Source organism: Pseudomonas sp. PS02303, assembly GCF_029959925.1.
GTDB classification, from domain to species: domain Bacteria; phylum Pseudomonadota; class Gammaproteobacteria; order Pseudomonadales; family Pseudomonadaceae; genus Aquipseudomonas; species Aquipseudomonas mandelii.
In genome coordinates, this window is sequence record NZ_JASCOM010000001.1 from 87,018 (window position 1) to 104,808 (window position 17,791).

The 17,791-nt window shown below is 53.7% G+C and carries 15 protein-coding genes and 1 pseudogene; 4 read left to right on the forward strand and 12 right to left on the reverse strand.

Annotated features, from left to right (window positions below; all coding sequences use genetic code 11):
• Nucleotides 1-11: 11 nt before the first annotated feature.
• The gene (locus QMX98_RS00360; protein WP_282410011.1) at nt 12-905 is read right to left on the reverse strand and encodes a sterol desaturase family protein; all 894 of its coding nucleotides are present in this window, start codon (nt 903-905) and stop codon (nt 12-14) included.
• Between the two features lie 163 nt (nt 906-1,068).
• Between QMX98_RS00360 and QMX98_RS00365 the strand changes: the two genes are divergently transcribed.
• Nucleotides 1,069-1,962, forward strand: coding sequence for a cation transporter (locus tag QMX98_RS00365; protein WP_282410012.1), 894 nt, complete (start codon nt 1,069-1,071; stop codon nt 1,960-1,962).
• Nucleotides 1,963-1,992: 30 nt separating this feature from the next.
• Here the strand turns inward: QMX98_RS00365 and QMX98_RS00370 are convergent, their stop codons facing one another.
• The 6 genes from QMX98_RS00370 to QMX98_RS00395 form a co-directional block, all read right to left on the reverse strand.
• Entirely contained in the window at nt 1,993-2,757 is a 765-nt protein-coding gene (locus QMX98_RS00370) for a helix-turn-helix transcriptional regulator (RefSeq protein WP_282410013.1), read from the reverse strand.
• A gap of 2 nt (nt 2,758-2,759) precedes the next feature.
• Nucleotides 2,760-3,263 (reverse strand): signal peptidase II, encoded by a 504-nt coding sequence (gene lspA / locus QMX98_RS00375; protein ID WP_282410014.1) that lies wholly within the window; start codon nt 3,261-3,263, stop codon nt 2,760-2,762.
• Nucleotides 3,260-3,604, reverse strand: a complete 345-nt coding sequence (locus QMX98_RS00380) for a DUF3703 domain-containing protein (protein WP_282410015.1) — start codon at nt 3,602-3,604, stop codon at nt 3,260-3,262. The genes lspA and QMX98_RS00380 overlap by 4 nt, the downstream gene beginning before the upstream one ends.
• Before the next feature lie 7 nt (nt 3,605-3,611).
• Complete coding sequence (locus tag QMX98_RS00385) at nt 3,612-5,708, reverse strand: heavy metal translocating P-type ATPase (protein WP_282410044.1); 2,097 nt, start codon at nt 5,706-5,708, stop codon at nt 3,612-3,614.
• A gap of 545 nt (nt 5,709-6,253) precedes the next feature.
• Nucleotides 6,254-6,898 (reverse strand): thioredoxin domain-containing protein, encoded by a 645-nt coding sequence (locus tag QMX98_RS00390; protein WP_282410016.1) that lies wholly within the window; start codon nt 6,896-6,898, stop codon nt 6,254-6,256.
• Nucleotides 6,895-7,335 (reverse strand): disulfide bond formation protein B, encoded by a 441-nt coding sequence (locus tag QMX98_RS00395; RefSeq protein WP_282410017.1) that lies wholly within the window; start codon nt 7,333-7,335, stop codon nt 6,895-6,897. Before QMX98_RS00395 ends, QMX98_RS00390 begins: the two co-directional genes overlap by 4 nt.
• A 100-nt stretch (nt 7,336-7,435) precedes the next feature.
• On the opposite strand from QMX98_RS00395, the gene QMX98_RS00400 reads away from it, so the two are divergent.
• The 3 genes from QMX98_RS00400 (at nt 7,436) to QMX98_RS00410 (ending at nt 9,347) form a co-directional block, all read left to right on the forward strand.
• Entirely contained in the window at nt 7,436-7,843 is a 408-nt protein-coding gene (locus QMX98_RS00400) for a helix-turn-helix domain-containing protein (protein ID WP_282410018.1), read from the forward strand.
• A 132-nt stretch (nt 7,844-7,975) separates the two neighbouring features.
• A complete protein-coding gene (locus QMX98_RS00405; RefSeq protein WP_011077862.1) occupies nt 7,976-8,956 on the forward strand; it encodes an IS5-like element ISPre1 family transposase in 981 nt (326 codons plus the stop codon).
• A gap of 214 nt (nt 8,957-9,170) precedes the next feature.
• Entirely contained in the window at nt 9,171-9,347 is a 177-nt protein-coding gene (locus tag QMX98_RS00410; protein WP_282410019.1) for a hypothetical protein, read from the forward strand.
• Between the two features lie 98 nt (nt 9,348-9,445).
• Here the strand turns inward: QMX98_RS00410 and QMX98_RS00415 are convergent, their stop codons facing one another.
• The 5 genes and pseudogenes from QMX98_RS00415 to QMX98_RS00435 form a co-directional block, all read right to left on the reverse strand.
• Nucleotides 9,446-11,077, reverse strand: coding sequence for a TnsD family Tn7-like transposition protein (locus QMX98_RS00415; protein WP_282410020.1), 1,632 nt, complete (start codon nt 11,075-11,077; stop codon nt 9,446-9,448).
• Between the two features lie 382 nt (nt 11,078-11,459).
• A complete protein-coding gene (locus QMX98_RS00420; RefSeq protein WP_282410021.1) occupies nt 11,460-13,127 on the reverse strand; it encodes a TnsD family Tn7-like transposition protein in 1,668 nt (555 codons plus the stop codon).
• A gap of 16 nt (nt 13,128-13,143) precedes the next feature.
• Entirely contained in the window at nt 13,144-14,604 is a 1,461-nt protein-coding gene (locus QMX98_RS00425) for an ATP-binding protein (RefSeq protein WP_282410022.1), read from the reverse strand.
• Nucleotides 14,601-16,769: pseudogene (locus QMX98_RS00430) on the reverse strand (Mu transposase C-terminal domain-containing protein). Before QMX98_RS00430 ends, QMX98_RS00425 begins: the two are co-directional and overlap by 4 nt.
• Nucleotides 16,766-17,620, reverse strand: a complete 855-nt coding sequence (locus tag QMX98_RS00435; protein ID WP_282410023.1) for a TnsA endonuclease N-terminal domain-containing protein — start codon at nt 17,618-17,620, stop codon at nt 16,766-16,768. The pseudogene QMX98_RS00430 and the gene QMX98_RS00435 overlap by 4 nt, the downstream one beginning before the upstream one ends.
• Between the last annotated feature and the right edge of the window lie 171 nt (nt 17,621-17,791).

Sequence of the window (17,791 nt, forward strand, 5' to 3'; positions counted from 1 at the left end):
TTGTGTGGGGGCTAATTCGCCGAGTGATCACTTCCAATCGCACGTACTTGAAACTTCCGCCTAAACGGCGCGACCAACTGGGCTCGATACCCAGTTGGATAGTCCCGCTCTTGCAGCCCTACCTGCGCATCGCCGAGCTTGTCTGCTCCGTCATAGAAGGTTCCAAACAGGTGATCCCATAAAAGTAAGAACTCGCCGAAGTTTACTTGGGCATCTTCGAACTCTCGCTTATGGTGCCAACGATGTGTCTCCGCGACCCCAATCACGTTGCGTAACCAACCCAGCGAGTAATCCAGGTTCGAATGCTGGAAAGCCAGGTGGACGGTCAAGATGCTGAACCAAGTTGCGACTACAGCAGACGGTGCCCCTGATGCGAGCAGAACCACCAAACCTGGTCCGGCCATCAGCGCGGCATGCAGAGGATGTCTACGTTCCCCGTTCATCCAATAGAGTCGCTCTGCGCTGTGGTGAATCATGTGAAAACTCCACAACCAATGCACCCGGTGGCTGATGCAGTGCATGACATACAAGCTCAGATCGAGCACAGCGGCGACCAGAACCAGCTGCAACCACAGAGGACTCTCGATCGGGAAGAGGCGAACCGAAGTCGGCACCGCATCGCCAAGCTTGGCCAGAATCTCAGCAGTGAACTGAATGACGGAAAGGTTGATCAGCATGTGCAACAGGTCTGTGGTGGTGTCGTTATGATCTTCGAGCCAAGCTTCGCGAAAAGGCTGGAGTCTCTCTAAACCAGCGATGACTAAAAGCCCCACAGCGGCGACCAGGGGCATGATGGGCCACGACGGTATCCCGGTATACAGCGACCAGATCATGAAGGCGGTACTGCCACCAAATACAAGTGGATAGCTCATCCAGCGTATGGCACATCGAAGGGCAAGAGGCATCGCTCAACTCCTGTATAGGGAGCCATAACAATATGTGCAGAGGCTAGCGTTTGAATTGAACGAAAGAGCTACGATCTTGAAAATCCAATATTTCTGTGCTTGACCTTATAGCTGCTAGAAGGTTTGTAATCGATAAGACTATGTCCAATTGGAGAATCGCCCCATGAGCTCCTGTGATAAATCCTGTGGCTGTGGCCCCGCTTCGGTGGGCCCGGAAGTAGCAACTACGCCTTCACCTGAAGGGACCTGGGTCAGCAATTTTTCGGTGCCGAAAATGGACTGCCCATCCGAAGAACGAATGATCCGGCTCGCGCTAAATGGCTTACCCGAGATCGATTCATTGTCCTTTGATCTATCGGGTAGACGGGTAAGCGTATTTCACGAAGGAGCAGTTGATCAGATTGCCATTAAGCTGGAGTCACTTGGCCTTGGCGCAACGCTGCTAGGCACACAACCAGCCAGCCGGGAGTCCGCGTCGGCCAACAGTGCCAATGAAGAGCTGAATGCTTCAAAAGAAGCCGGCACGCTGAAGATCTTGCTCGCCATCAATGCCGCAATGTTTGTCATCGAAATGGGTGCTGGCTTAATCGCTCAGTCGACTGGTCTGATTGCCGACTCGCTGGACATGTTTGCTGATGCTGCCGTCTACGGGTTGGCTCTCTATGCGGTCGGCCGTAGCGCGGGGGTGCAAGTACGTGCAGCCCATTTGGCGGGCTTTTTCCAAATCGTATTGGCTTTGGGTGTGCTTTTTGAAGTGGCTCGACGCTTTCTCTACGGCAGTGAACCTGAATCGATGCTGATGATAGGGATTGGCACCGTCGCGCTGATGGCAAACGTCAGTTGTCTGTTGCTGATTTATGGCCACCGCGAAGGTGGCGCACACATGAAAGCGAGTTGGATTTTCTCAGCCAACGATGTGATCGCGAATATTGGCGTAATCGCTGCGGGGGCATTAGTCGCATGGACGGGATCTCCCTACCCAGACTTGGTGATTGGTACTGTCGTGGGCCTCATCGTCCTGAACGGTGCGCGCCGAATTCTGGCGTTGAAGGCCTAACCATTCGGATCGCCAGATGGCCTTAATACCCTAGGGTCGCACAGCTCGCGAGGAACTCGCTTCGTGCAGGCACACCTCGGCGAGCGCCGATGAGGGATCGATACCCAGTAGCGATCGAAAGGTCCTGGAGAAATGAGCAGAGTCGGAGAAGCCTGATTCGTGCGCGGCATCCGTCATAGGTCGTCCGCAGGCCAAGTATCGAACCGCTTGGGTCAGGCGTAGCCACTTTGCGTAGCTGCGCAGTGGCAAACCAGTTTGTTCCACGAACCAGTGCGAAAATCGAGTTGGGGACAGGTGGACCAGTGCTGCCAACTCTTCGCGTCGCACCTTGCCTTGGTGAATCGCTGTGCTGACTACCGCCACCCGCGGATCTGCGGCTGGGAGGACGTCGAGTACCTGAAGAGCCCTTCGCACCGCAGACTGAGGGTCTCCCGCGCCTTCGTTCAGGGAGTCTGCAATTCTTTGGGCGTCAGATGGTGCGATCTTAATTGGGGTCGGCGTCATGCTCTTTGGCAAAACCTGGGCTTCACCTCCCAGCACATCCAAGTAAATCGAAACGATAAGGGCTCCGCTGATTCGATGGCGGACTCCCGCAGGAATGAACACCGAGAAGCCGGTGTGCTGACTTTGCGGGCATTCCACGGTCACAGGCAAATCGAGGCCGATGGCTATTTGATGAGCCTGATGGTGATGCAAATCCTGATGGCCGGCACGGCCAGCAAAGACCGCCAGCCCAGGTGCTAGCCAAGCGCGACCGGACCACCTGAGCGAGCCGACAATAAGGTCGCGCTTCATTGTCAGCGCTTACCTGACATTGAAGGGCTTATCAGGCTACCCACTAACAAAAACAGTACACCGCCAACAATGGCGATATCAGCGAGGTTGAACGCCGGCCAGTGCCAGCCTTGGTAATGGAAGTCCAGATAGTCCACGACAAACCCCCGGACAGACCGGTCGATGAGATTACCCACCGCCCCACCCAAGACGAGGCTGTAACCCAGGGCTTCGCTCCAACGACATTCTCGGCGAAGGATCACGATGAGCGTCGATGCAACGGCCAGGGCAATGACAACGAAGAGGTAACGCTGCCAGCCGCCAGCGTCAGCCAAGAAGCTAAACGCGGCACCGGTATTACGGGCATGCACCACGTTGAAGAAGGGGCCTACGGCGAAGGACGAGCCCAGCTCATACAGGTGCTCGATGGCGAACTTGAGGCTTTGGTCGAACAATGCCAGGAAGGCCGCGATTCCCCACCACAACCCAGGCATCGGGGCGTGTGTAGCCTCTTGGTAAGTGTTCATTGACTGTCCCGTAGTAGCTGTTTCAGCTCATCTGATAGCGGCATCGGTTGAAAGGCGCTGACTCTTGCTCGTCCGGTATTGCCCAGAGGCACCCACATCTTGGAGAACAGCAAAGCAGCCGGAATGCGCGCCGCCTGGCCAAGCATCTCTCGGTAGTCCCGCTCCTCCCAGCCGGCCAGAAACATCAGCCAATGGCTGTAAGCATGGAGTACAGGCATTCGCTGGGTAAGGATGTGAGCCCTTTCCAGCCAGGGATAAGCCCGCTGAGGGGATTTTGCCCCCAGGGCCTGCCTGGCTTTCAGGAAGGATTCGTCAATAGCCGCGCGCAAGTCGTTGTTCATGTCAGTCTCACTTACGCAGCAAGCGCAGGCCATTCAGGACGACCAACAGGCTCCCCCCCATATCAGCGAATACCGCCATCCACATCGTGGCATGACCGGTGAGCGTGACGACCAGAAAGATGACTTTAATGCCCAGAGCGAGCGCGATATTTTGTGTAAGCACTGCTCCGGTCTGGCGGGATAGACGAATGAAGGCCGGAATTTTGCGCAAATCATCATCCATGATTGCGACGTCGGCGGTCTCGATCGCAGTATCGGTGCCGGCAGCGCCCATGGCGAAGCCCACATTGGCCCGAGCAAGCGCCGGAGCGTCGTTGATGCCATCACCCACCATACCCACAGTGCCTTGGTTATTGATCAGGGCTTCGATGGCATTGAGCTTGTCGATCGGCAGCAGGCTGCCCTTGGCCTCGTCGATGCCCACCTGGGCGGCGATCGCCTGCGCGGTGTGCGGGTTATCGCCCGTCAACATCAAGGTCTTCACACCTAGTGCGTGGAGTTCCTCGATTGCGACCCGGCTGGTGTCCTTTACCGTATCGGCTACTGCAAACAATGCCAGCGCCTGGGTGTCATCGGACAGAATGACCACAGTTTTGCCCTGCCGCTCAAGGTGGTCCAGCGCCACTTCGATGTCCGGCGAGCAGAAACCCAGCTCTTCCAGCAAACGGTGGTTGCCCAATTGGTAGCGCTTCCCCTCGATCGTGCCACGGACGCCGCGACCAAGTAGGGCTTCGAAGTTCTCCACCTCCAGCATACGCAGCGATTGCTCGGCCGCTTGTTTAGCGATGGCCTGCGAAACCGGATGATCCGAGCGGTGGGCAAGGCTCGCGGCGGCAGTGCGATAATCTCCAGGCACTCCATCAGCCAGGGGCAGGAAATCGGTTTGTACGGGCTTGCCGTGGGTAATGGTCCCAGTTTTGTCCAAGGCCAGATGGGTGATCTTGCGACCGCTTTCCAAGTACACACCACCCTTGATCAGGATGCCTTTTCGGGCCGCCGCAGCGAGACCGCTTACGATGGTAACCGGGGTCGAGATCACCAGAGCGCACGGACAGGCTACTACCAGGAGCACCAGCGCCCGATAGATCCAGTCAGTCCATAATCCGCCCATAAGCAGTGGCGGTACTACCGCAATAGCGACGGCGAAGAAGAACACCGCCGGCGTGTAAACCTTGGCGAACTTATCGACGACCCGTTGGATCGGGGCCCTCGAACCTTGGGCTTCTTCAACTGCATGAATGATCCGAGCCAGCGTCGTGTTGCTAGCCTCAGCCGTCACGCGGTACTCAAAGGACCCCGACCCATTGATGGAGCCGGCATACACAGGATCATCGACAGTTTTCTCGATGGGCAGGCTCTCGCCCGTGATAGGTGCCTGGTTGACGGTAGAGTTGCCGGAGGCGACATCGCCATCCAGGCCGATACGTTCGCCGGGGCGTACTCGAACCAAGGAACCGATCTCGACGGTTTTCACATCGACTTCCAGCCAGCTGCCGTCTGACTGGCGCACGGTTGCGCGCTCCGGGGTCAAGTCCATCAGACCCTTGATCGCATTGCGCGCACGATCCAGCGACTTGGCCTCGACCATTTCGGCAACGGTAAACAAAAACATGACCATCGCCGCTTCTGGCCACTGTCCGATCAGCACTGCTCCCGTCACCGCAATGCTCATCAAGGCATTGATGTTCAGGTTAAGGTTTTTAAGCGAGATCCAACCTTTCTTGTACGTCGTGGGCCCGCAGAGTGTGATGGCGAATAAGGCGACGGCAGCAATCACCCATTCCGGGGCTGACTGGGTGAAGTGCAAGACTTCCGCGCCTACCGCTGCAACACCGGACAGCGCTAGTGGCCACCAACTGCTTTTACGCGGTGATGCAGCGTCAGACTGGGCTTGCGGTGTATCCGCGCTGGCTACCTTGCCCTCAGCAGTCAGCGGTTCAGCGTGCATGCCAAGCGATGACACCGCCGCTTCAATACCCAAGGTGTCCGGCAGTTCGTGCCAGACACCTAGAGTGCGGTTCATCATGTTGAATTCCAGTTTCTGAATGCCGCCCATCTTCGTAAGCTTGCCTTCAATCATCGTTTGCTCGGTAGGACAGCACATTTGTCCGATCCGGAAACTACTGAAGCGAGCCGTGTCGCTGGCATCGGCTGAAGACACTTTTGCTGCACAAGCGTTTGAGCCATCCGCACCAGAGGTAGGACAGCACGCGTCGGTAAAGAGATCGTTACCAACCGAGGCGGCAGGTTTGCTCGGTTCGGCGAGGGCATGCAAGGTGGAAGCCGATGTTACGGCAGCGCAACTCGATTTGGCGCCATCCAACGAAGGAGAGCAACAACTGACGCCTTCTGCTTTAGTCGGCACCGGATTAACGACCAAGGTTTTCGCAGCGCAGCAACTGCTCTTGGGCGGGTTCAGGACTGCATTTGTATCGCAAGTCGTTACGGTGGGTGCACAGCAACCTGTCAGTGCTGTCGGGTCAAAAACCTCAACGCCGGCCTGACTTTCAGGTGTTTGCTTATCACCGCAACAGCTTTTCATAAAGGTACTCTCCACAAGTTATGGTGAAGAGTGAACACCCTATAGCCACTATAAGGTCAAGCGCTGATTCGATACCGAAGAGCATTTTTCAGCGCGACCGTTCGTGCTTACCGCGACTGGTTGATTTCGCTCCAAATCAGATCATAGAGCTGCTGGGCACCGAAGTTGGTCAGCGGCTTACCGTTGACGAAAAATGTTGGTGTTCCGCTTACGCCTACGGTTTTCGCATCGGCGGCATCTCTCTCTATCGTGGCGGTGATATCCGGCGACATCATGTCCGCACGAGCCTTGGCCACGTCTAAACCTGCCTGAGCCGCTGCATCCCATGCCGCTGTAGCTTGCGCATCATCATGCCACTGTGGCTGGGCAGCCAGGACAGCTTCAAGCACCGGTGCAAATACGCCCTGTTTGCGCGCGGTCTCGAGGATCCGGATGGCTTCTTCAGACCCTACGTGAAGCTTCACATAGCGCAGCACCAGACGAGTATCGGCTGGGTGCTGGGACATCATTTTTTTAACGATGGGGTAAAAAGCACGGCAGCTTTCACACGACGGGTCAAAGAACTCAACAATAGTCACCGGGGCGTTGGCAGGGCCGAAAGTTGGTGAATTAAAGCGCTCCAGCGAACTGTTTTGCGCCACGGGTGCTGTGGCCTGGGGAACCGTGGCGGCACGATTATAAAAAAATGCGGCGGCGGCGAAGCCGACAATGGCAAGGACACTGATGGCGAGGACGACGGTGCGTCTGCTCATACGGTAAATCTCCGACGGATGAGAACGAGAAGGAAGATCAGGATGCTGAACACTCCCAGCGATAACAGTGGCAGAGGAATACCACTGAGGATGGTCATATCGGCGCCAGAGCACGACGGGCCTGCCCCGCAGGGTTTGATGCTTTCGGACATCAGTCCGAAATAAAGCAGATTGTGATACAGCGCAATGAGCCAGCCCATAACGGCTAATGGCAATGCATAACGCCAGACGCCCGCGTCCGACATGCAGCAAGCGACACCCAGCACCAAGACGAGGGGGAACATGAATGCACGTTGAAACCAGCAAAGAACACAGGGCACTTGCCCCATGACTTCGCCAACGAACAACACGGCAAGTGTTGATATAAGAGCAAGCAACCATGCGCAGAGCAGGAGCGCCCATACCCCGGATTGACGTGGTTGATGTGTGGTTGTCATCGGATCAGAGCCCTGTGTAGTGTGTGAACGCTGAGCATGGATTTGCTTGTCGCCTGACGCGAGTAGAATGAAGGTTCTAGCAACTATAAGGTCAAGAGAAATGAATGCGCCCACGTACACGATCGGTGCCTTGGCGAAGCTGACCGATACCAAAGCCGTAACCATCCGCTATTACGAGCAGTCGGGGCTGCTGTCTTCTGCCGGAAGATCATCATCGGGCTACCGCTTTTACACGGATGAAGAGCGCAACCGGTTGCTATTTATCCGCCGCAGCCGCGCGCTAGGGTTCAGCGTGGATGACATTCGCGACCTGCTGGGCCTTGCCGACCGACGCGACGCTTCCTGCGCTGCGGTGGATGCGAAAGTGCAAGGACAACTACAACAGGTACGAATCCGAATTCAAGACTTACAAGGGTTAGAAGCCGAACTGACACGACTGAGTGTTTGCTGCCAAGGTGGTGTTATAGAGCAATGTCGCATAATTGAATCGCTGTCGAATCGTAGTTAACGTGGCAAAGAGACTTCGTCTGGCGCTGAAATTGTTCAGTATGATCCGCTAGTATTAATTCAATTACGGAAACTCTGAAGAAGACTTCCAGATTTTGGCAAAATACCCGGATTCCACCCGCTGAGTTTCCCCATGAAGCAGATGACCTTCGCTGACGCCGAGTACGCCGGTAAGCGCAAACAAACCCGCAAAGAGTTGTTCCTGATCGAGATGGATCGGGTGGTGCCGTGGAAGGGTTTGATTGCCTTGATCGAGCCGCATTATCCCAAGGGTGAAGGCGGTCGTCCGGCCTATCCGCTGATGGCGATGCTGCGCGTGCACCTGATGCAAAACTGGTTCGGTTACAGCGATCCAGCGATGGAAGAGGCGCTGTACGAGACCACCATCCTGCGCCAGTTCGCGGGGCTGAGCTTGGAGCGTATCCCCGATGAAACCACCATCCTCAACTTCCGTCGTTTGCTGGAGAAGCACGAACTAGCCGCCGGCATCTTGGCTGTCATCAATGGCTATCTGGGCGACCGAGGGCTGTCGCTGCGCCAAGGCACGATCGTCGATGCCACGCTGATCAATGCGCCGAGTTCGACCAAGAACAAGGACGGTAAGCGCGACCCGGAAATGCATCAGACCAAGAAGGGTAACCAGTACTACTTCGGCATGAAGGCGCACATCGGTGTCGATGATGAGTCGGGCTTGGTGCACAGCGTGGTGGGCACGGCGGCCAACGTGGCCGATGTCACCCAGGTCGATAAGCTGCTGCACGGCGATGAGAACATGGTCGGTGCCGACGCGGGTTACACCGGCGTCGAGAAACGCCCTGAACATGAAGGCCGGGAGGTCATCTGGCAGATCGCCGCCCGCCGTAGTACTTACAAGAAGCTTGATAAGCGCAGTGCTTTGTACAAAGCCGCGCGCAAGATTGAGAAGGCCAAGGCTCAGGTACGAGCCAAGGTCGAGCATCCGTTCCGGGTGATCAAGCGCCAGTTCGGTTATGTGAAGGTGCGCTTCCGTGGTCTGGCGAAGAACACGGCGCAACTGGTGACGCTGTTCGCGCTGTCGAACCTGTGGATGGCGCGCCGACATTTACTGGCGAATGCAGGAGAGGTGCGCCTGTAATGTGGGAAATGGCTGCCGCGAGGTGCTCGCGGCGGCTAAAAACACAGAAATAAGCGGGTGATCTGAGCGTTTTTGATCGATTTGCCGCTTTTAAAATCGGCAGGGGCTGAAGTCAGCCAGAAATACACAACTACTTCAGACCATCCTTACGGGACTTACGATTGCCGTGTCGTTCACAAATACACCATCTCAATAGAAGCCGCAGGTAGCGATCATGGAGAAAATCGATGGGACTGACTTTCAAATTCCCCTCGCCGTCTTCATCAGCACCCCACCAACTTCTAACCGCACTCATTCAACTTCTGAACTCAAAGTTCATAATCGTGCGACAGGACAAATTATGACCATTGCCGCTGTAATTGTAGCGTCATGCTGCCGCGCTGCGCATTGACAGAGACAGAATGTTTTCCAGTGCGAACTGTCCGTATCGGATGTGAGTGAAGACGGTTGAGCGCGGTTAACACGATCATCCCGATAAGACAGATGCCCTCAAAAGCTAATCGCAACGGGTGGTCCCTCCCAGTTCCGCGATACGCCGGTAGATCTGAGCAAAGCCTCCGCGTCTACTCCTGTTCTTGCAAAGCTCTCCAGATCCCACTCGAAGAAACTGGAAAAAACCAGGAAGACCTTGCTTGCTACCGCAGAGGTCAATCTTACTGTCGAGTAATTCACCGGGAGCTTCATCCTGATGAGTTCAGAGACAGTCCACACCAACGTTCTCAGACGGAAATGCCATACTGACTCCTGATGAATCTTGATCTGCTGATAAGTAAGGGGAAACCTCTGCTTGCGCAGATAAATTTCATGAGGTAACGAGCCTGGAAGCAGCGATTGCAAATTCCGAATGTTCACTCTCTTCGGATCTTTCGTAACTTTATATAGCTCATCTACGCCCGCTTCGATAAGGGCCGCATACGCGCCGTCTCTTGAATCGACAGACTTTTCGACCGTAACTGCAACTTTTTTAGGTGCATGAAGCTTTGCCATTAGCCATGCGTTATCATTTTCTAGAATCCATTGCGTAGGTTTGTACGCCTTCTTCCAGAGGTATTCGACATCGGCGTCGTTACGTAGCGCTAAAAGCAACTCAATTTTTTGGCGATATCTAGTTTTTTGGCTAGGATGCGATTCTTCGACTTTGGGCGCTCGCGGAGAAACAGATGCACTCAGCAGGATAGACTCATTCTTCAGAGCCTCTTCAAAGTCATCCGCACTGGAAAACAAATGAAGAGCAATGATCAAATGTCGCGCGAGCGGCATATTTAGCTGACCTTTGTCTGATTTTAGCCGGATCCATTGCTCATGTTTCCCGGTGTTATAGGCTGGATCAATTTGCGACAAAAGCTCATCGCCGTAAGCGCTTTGGATGCTATCGAATAGTTTTGCGATACCTGCATTTTTTCCAAAGATAAATCCGCGTTTCTTGCATTGGCGGACGTAGCACGAACTTAATACCGTACTGCCTATCGGAGGAATATTGCGTTGCAAGATATCGTGTGCGAACAGGGCGACTTTCTGTTCCAGTTTTGAGCCCTTGTGAGTCGCTGCGCTGTTTAAGGGGCTCCAACCGCATGCGCATGGCTCAGTCAGATTGGGAAGCAGCTTCAATTTTCGGTAGAACGGGCGAGAGCACTTAGGGCAGGCATGGATCAATGCGTCGCCATGACGCCAACAGACGGCAACACCGGGTATCTGGTGAGATCGATGCCAGTAGGCAGAACCCCGATCAATCAAATCCTCCTGAACGCAGGTAGGACAAAGCTTAGCCTTGCCATGGGTGGACTCTTCTCTGCGGGGCACCCGTACCACCCCGTCATAACCGAGCGGCCCTACGTTGTTCTCCGGCCCCTGCTTAACCCCAAGAAAAGGCCGGTAAGCAGGAAATGTAGTATTGCTACTGATCAGCTCTGCGAGATTGCTCTCCGATTGCCCCGGCAGCCTGTGAGCGAGCCTCTCGATCTGCTTGGGTACGATGCCACCAATGCAAAAGGGTTGCGATGCGAACAAATCGCGGTAGGTTTCTGTCGCGGTTCTGTTGCCTGACAGATAGTGATAGCGGGTGACACGAGAGTGCAGCATTTCATCCGGCATCGACACGGGGAAAAATAATAGATCAGACATTATTTACCGATTAAAGGTAGGGCTCGAAGAGAACGTGCATCCGGCGGGCAGTATATATGCAACCCGTAAAATTCTGTATCCGGTCTGGATTTGTAAATGACACAGCGCTCAACTTTGAATCGTAGTGAATTCATCTAAACCCTGCTGCGCCCGTACTCCTTGAATACAAAACACGTATCGATAACCCGCGTAGGTCAGCCCATGGCTGATTGCAAAACTATTTCGGTTGATCGCGGGTTAGTACGTCTTACTTGCTGAACGTGATCATCCAGCGTCTGCCGGACCTGTTCTGGAGGGTGCAAATTTTCACTAACAGAAAAACAACGTGTTCACGTTGAATTTATTCAGAACATTTTTTAGATGGAGGAAATGGATGGTTGGATTACAGCGTGGGCCGAATGCTCGCGACCCTGTATAGCGAAGAACGTGATACAGGCTTGCCCTCCGAGAGCAATTTGCGTCTAGCCCATCGCAGACGCCTATCGTGAAAGCCTTCGATTGATTCACATACTTCGTCGAGCATTGCTGCACATAGAGGAAGCTTGCAGAGCTGCTTTTCAAAGCGAGACAGAACATGAAGCTCCCGACCAATCCTGGTCCGCGAGATGCGGACAGGCTTACCCGCGAGAGCATAAAGCGTGTTAGCACACTGACGGACTTCACCAGCCAGTCTCGCATCGAGGGCAGCGAACAGTTCAGCGTTATTTAGACCGGGCGTACGATGGGGGCTTGGGTTTACAGTTGACCCCGAAAGCCACTGCCTATCGTGGCGATACAGCCATGCATATCCTCTGCATGCATGTGCTTTGTAAAAGCGATAATCAGCCTCGAAAGCCGCGCGTCTTGCGCAAAGCTCAATGTGAAATCGTGCCTCCCTCCAAGCATCTTGCCCGCCGGGTACATTTCGGATGTGACGATAGACATACGCCAATGAAACGCCTAGAGCGGCAGCGATCTTTTTGGCATCAGCTCCCTCAAGAGCATATTTCCACACAGCGGGTGACGAACAGTCCAGGCCTTCACCAGGCATCACCGGAGAAAGGCGCGTGTGAAGTCGAATGTGAGCTTTCGGACCCCACGCCACCGCCTGTTTCACTGGGCATTGACCATGCAGCAAGCTCACCATGTCAATGCCCAGAGCACTGGCCAATAAAATGTATTTGAGCGGATGGTGGGATGTTATTGGCGTACGAAACAGCTTCGTGACCCATGATGCGGGTGTGCCTCCACGTACTTCCCCGAGTATAGAAAATTCCCATTCTCGCGGGAGTGCAGCAAAAAAACCGGCCATGTGCTGCGCCAGCATGCGCAGATGCAAGCGATGGGCATCAGAGGCAAGGTTGAGCTGCGTTGCCCTTTGTAAAAGCGTGTAGCGCACCGCCTCCGCCGACAAAGCATTGACTTCAGACTCGATGACCTGAAGTGAGCGCAACGCTATATCGTGAAGCGGCTGCATGCACAGCGACGGGGTATCGAGAAGTACCGTGTGTGCTTGCACATTCTCATCACTCGGCAGATTGAGTTGTCGAGAGCTGCGGCTGGACCAGCGAGGATCAAGGATCCTAAGTGACGTGGCGTGATGCGGACATACCAGCACGCCTGGAAGCATGTGAACCCTGTGCCAGTAATCAACTCCCTGTTGAGCCTGATCTTGGGCGATACATTCTGGGCATAACCGCACTCGGGAGGCGAACCCAATACGGCTTGCGTTGACGCCCAGCTTCAACATCAAGCCTTTCCCATCAGCGGTCATCAGCGTCCGAGCGTGTTCTACCTGGCTCATGCTCAAAAACGGCGCATAGTAGGGTAATAACGTGTGACGCATGAGGACGTCGGCTACCGATAACTCGGTACCGCTTGGTAGCGCGTCGACAAAATCCCCTAAATGACTTGGGAATGCCACATTTTGCGAAAATGCTGCCGCCGATTTCACTCCGGCAAATGCTGCTTGGCAATTACGAACACCACAAAGACGGGCATAGCGAGAAATTACGCTGTGCAGCGTCTCGTCGGGAAACGCGGCGGGGAAGAAATGGAGTTTTGGATGCACTTCACCACCCCCAGACTCACGCTTTGTGATACAGCGGTGAGAACTCAAACAGGTCCTCGTTGAGCCAGCCCGCTGCTCGCAGAGCTTCGAGGGGAGCGTCATGTTCGCTTAGCGCTTTAGCCTCTGAGTTTTCCACAGCAGTAACAATGGGCGATGGGTGATCTTTCGCAAAAATGGTTGGAGATGAATCTGCCGGCTTCTCACGGGATACAACGCTTCGAAGCAGGGAAAGGCGATCCTCTCGTGCCAAACCATCGAAGACCATCATTTCGCTCAGCTGATCCTCAATCGGCAGCAAATCGTCGAACTGTCGCATCCGCTTTGGATCTCGGCTACGCAGCGCTGAAAGGGCTGGCTTTAGAATCTGCATTTTTGAGTTACTTACCTTCACCAGGACCTCGGCAGTCAAAAACTCCGAGCCACTCTGGACCGCATAACGCTGACTCAATACCAGCAGCTTGACCAGGAAATCTGTGACGCCTTGGGTGTGCTCGTACAGCGTGTCGAAAATCTCGTCGGTCAGCTCGGCAGTCTGCTTGCACCACTGATAGCTCCAGAGATTTTCGACTAACAACCGCCACTCTTCATCATCCTTTTCGAATCGTTTGAATTCGAGCGTACCGGCACCACAGACTCGGCGGGCAGTCCGCATGGCTTCTGAGAACTGGCTAATCGTCGAGTTCGTGCCACTGAAAACCACCGGGATACCGATGTTGTTCACCAAGTGCAGAAAAAAATTCAGCATGCTCTCCTTACCACCGGTTTTCGCCAGGTGGAGGTTTTGCAGCTCGTCGATCAACAAGGCGCCGATGAAAAACGTGCTGGCCACCTGCTCCATCTGTTGCAGTGCATCATTGATGTTTCGATGCCTGTAGCGCTTGTGGTAGTCCTTGTCTCCTAGAGCGTCACCCACCGCATAAAAAAACTGCTGGCAAAATCCAGCCAGTGATCCATCCCGAGGGCAGTCAAGCTTCAGCCATGTGATTTGGGTATGAACAAACTGCTTTCCGTCATAACGTTCATGACGAATTGTCTGTGGATAAAGGCTTAAAATGGCGTGGAGTGCCGTCGACTTGCCAATGCCGCTCAGGCCGACGACGGTGAACGTTTCTGCAGTGGACTTGAACGCATCGTGGTAACGCTGAGCCCCCGATAAAGAATGCAAATGCCGGACGGTAGCGGGCGACATCGGGTTACGCCCAACATACCCTCGACGGATGAGCAGTGAGAACAGGGCCTCCAGTTCCAGATGTAGCAAGAACGGCTGTACCACGGTTCTCAACCGGTCGATACAGTGAATTCGAGTGGCTCCCTCAAGGGTCAGCTCTTTCGGATCCACCGGCTGAGGAAAATTCGAGATTAGCTCAATAGCCGCCGCCTCCGACAATATCGGAGGCAAAGCTTCGATAAGCGGGTTACCCGCATACTCACTAATTTCCTGTTTGACGTAATTGGCAAACGTCTGCGCACCTTTCATTTCGTCTGTCCTGGCCGAATTCTTTTGAGCAAATCGATAACCTGCGCAGTGCGCTCGCCGGCATATGAATCATGCGCTTTCGGTCTCAATTCAGATTGCAGTGAAGCTGGCTCCGCCCTTACGCCTTCAGGAACAATCGCATTTTCACGCTCACGGAGACGTTCTTGTGCGCGATTCTCGCGGATGTTTCCAGTGGCCTCTGCCTTGGTGGGCGGAGCAGGTTCCAGTTTTCGTTCTGCGAGCGCATGCGTGATGATCTGGTGGACCTGATCGCTAAGCTGGACACGGCTTTCCAGCTCGGCTCGCCGGCGAGTAGGCGGTTTTTGGCGATAGGCTTCGAGCAGATCAAAAATCTCGTCCGAGCGGTAATTCGCGTAACCGGCATCCGATCGTCGAAGATCACAACGGATAAACTGCTTGGCATCTCCCTGAATCCAGATGTGCGCCGCAGAGTTCGGATCAAACCAACACTCTATTGACCAAACGCCCCCTTTGCGAGCCTTGGCAAACCAATCTTTCTCTATGGCCATATCACACACGTAGTGCATGCCGCGAAACATCACTCCGCCCTTTTGAACGGTCGCGCGCTCACGCGGCAAGAGATGGAGGTAAACCAGCTCGTCGGGACGTTTGTTGGATTCGATCAGGTCGTTGTCGCAGGCCCAATTCCATATCCCGTTGGGCGTAGGTTCAACGCCGTCATTCATCATCGCCTGGGTCAGTCGGTCAGGCTGCCGATGGTGCCGGTTATAGTGGAGCACGCAATTGATGAGGATCTGGGTGAACTCTTTGAGGTTCAGCGTGGCATCGAGCCGGTAATCTCGCTCGCCGCGCTCTTTGTCCCGCGCAGCTACCCCGCCAGGTAGCCATCTGATACCCGTCAAATCATTCAAAATGCCGAACCGACTTTCTACCATAGGCTTCCAATCAGGCCGATAAGGTGGAGCAGTGCCCATCTCAATTCCCAATCCTGAAGATAGCCCCTCTGCTGCCAGTGACAGCATCTCTCCCCTGTCCGCATAAATCTGGTGGGGGAGGTGGTGACAATTCCAATCATCTGCGTTGATTTCAACGCCGTTTTGAGCGCAGAACTCGACTTTGGAGGTAAACGCGTTGAAAAGCGCTTGCCTCGCTCCGTTCCAACTGGGGCCTTCCAATCCTACATAGAGACCAACAATCATTCCGGAGAAACTATCCACAACAATATAAACTACGGGCCGGCCAATGAGCATCCGTCTAGAGTAGCTGTTGACCAAATAAATGTCGGCAATAGTTGCGTCAATTTCGAACTGATGACAAGGTCCACGCAGCCAATCGCGAACGGTACCTGACAGAGGACGGCAATCCTTTAACCATCTCCTCAACCCTTTACGGCCACGCTCGGTTTCAATCTCGTCGAAAAAAATCTGTCCCCAATAGTTGAACTGCCTCAAGCTGGGGAGTTCTAAACTAGGCAACAAACGAAGCTCTTCTTCACTGTTTTTTGAGACGTCTCGAACCGAATAGAATCGTCTCAACATTTCGTCATATGCGCTCGAAATAGAAGATTTCTTATCTTTTACATAAAGGGCATACCCAACCCGGATGCATCGTTTATCAACCGCACTGAGCATCTTGGAAGGCGAAGTAAGAACACCTTGAAATTTAGGCTTTCGCCCTGGTGGTCTACTCGGATCATATTTTCTTTCGGCAACACCTACCGCTGTATAATTATTAAGCAATTAGTTTCGAACTTGACCATAAAACCAATATCGGTAAAGAAGCCGATAGATCGTTTTCCGCTGGATTCCGAGCTCTGACGCCCGTTTGCTAACAAGCCGGCCTAACTCACCTCGGACAAATATTTGTCCTGGATATTCAGGATCTAGCAGAGGGGCGATGACGGCCCACTTTTCGTCCCGGCCTTGCTTGGCTCTCTCATCCAACTGTTCTTCAAGCACAAGCATAAACTCGGGCGTGGTAATGGCTGCTGGTTTGGTATGGCCAGACGCTAACGAGCGACGCAGCTCCTCAAGACCAAGAGCGTACGGCTGCCGAGGAGGGTCAGCTAGATCGATCACAACTGCTAAGTCATGAGTTTCATCCTGGTAAATGAGCCTGGCTATCGTAGCGATGACCGACAGATCGGTAACAGGCTCGAAAACGTCATTAACGACAACAGTCATGACACTTGCTCCTTCAACGATACTTGGACAGGGCTCAGGAAAACTTCGAAGTCAGGAACTAGACCAGTAAGGTGGAGAGGAGCGTTAACCAAATCTATCTTCAGCATCTTGTTCCAAACCAGATGGAAGAAAATTGCTTGAGCGTCTATATAGGAAATGGATAGAAGGGATACTATTTTTCTAAGACAGGTGGCCAAGGTCCACGAATATTCCCGGCTGTTTTCTAGGCACTTGATAAAATTCAAATGCAACGGCACCTTCATTAAGTCACGAGAGAGCTTCGAGTATTTTCTGATCAGTCCAAGATTTTTTATAAAATCTTGTGTAAAAAACTCGTCTGTGACGATTTTCCAATCAACACCTTGGCTTTCCCAAAAGCGCTTCTCAATCTCAAGTTTCTCAAGCGTTCTTTTACTTCCATTGCCAACCAGATCGGAACGATACTTCACCGTCCGAGCTACCGATTTGAAGTTTCCGCTCGGGTCCTTAACAGTTAACAGGAAGTCTGTTGTCATCACATAAGGCAGTGTTGTTCTAGGGTATCTGGGATAACGAACATCTATCGCCGACGCTATCGCTTGCGCACGCTCCGTGGGTAGTAACGGATATTGCTCACGAATATCCACGACGTCTTCAGAAAATTCACACACAAGGAAGTACGAACGCTCAAGATCTGACAGGAGGTGATGAATCCTCTCGATCTTCACACCTTGGATCTTGTGCGAACGACCTATCGACGGGACATCTTGTACCCGCAGCCAAGGCACGTAGCTTGCCCCGGCGCCTTCGCCAAATCCATTTGCAATGTGCCGTTCAATGTCCTGCTGTGATGCAAATTTACGACCTCGCAACCCACGCCTCCTCAGTCGATGCGGACCGCTTCACCTCACGCCGAGAAAAAAGCCGTAGAAGAACATGACCGCCGTAGCGACCATATTTTGAAAATTTCTAGACTACACCCGCTGAAAATTGAAGCGATGAATCCAGACCAAAGGAAAGCCTGGAAAGGAAAAACCCCCGTA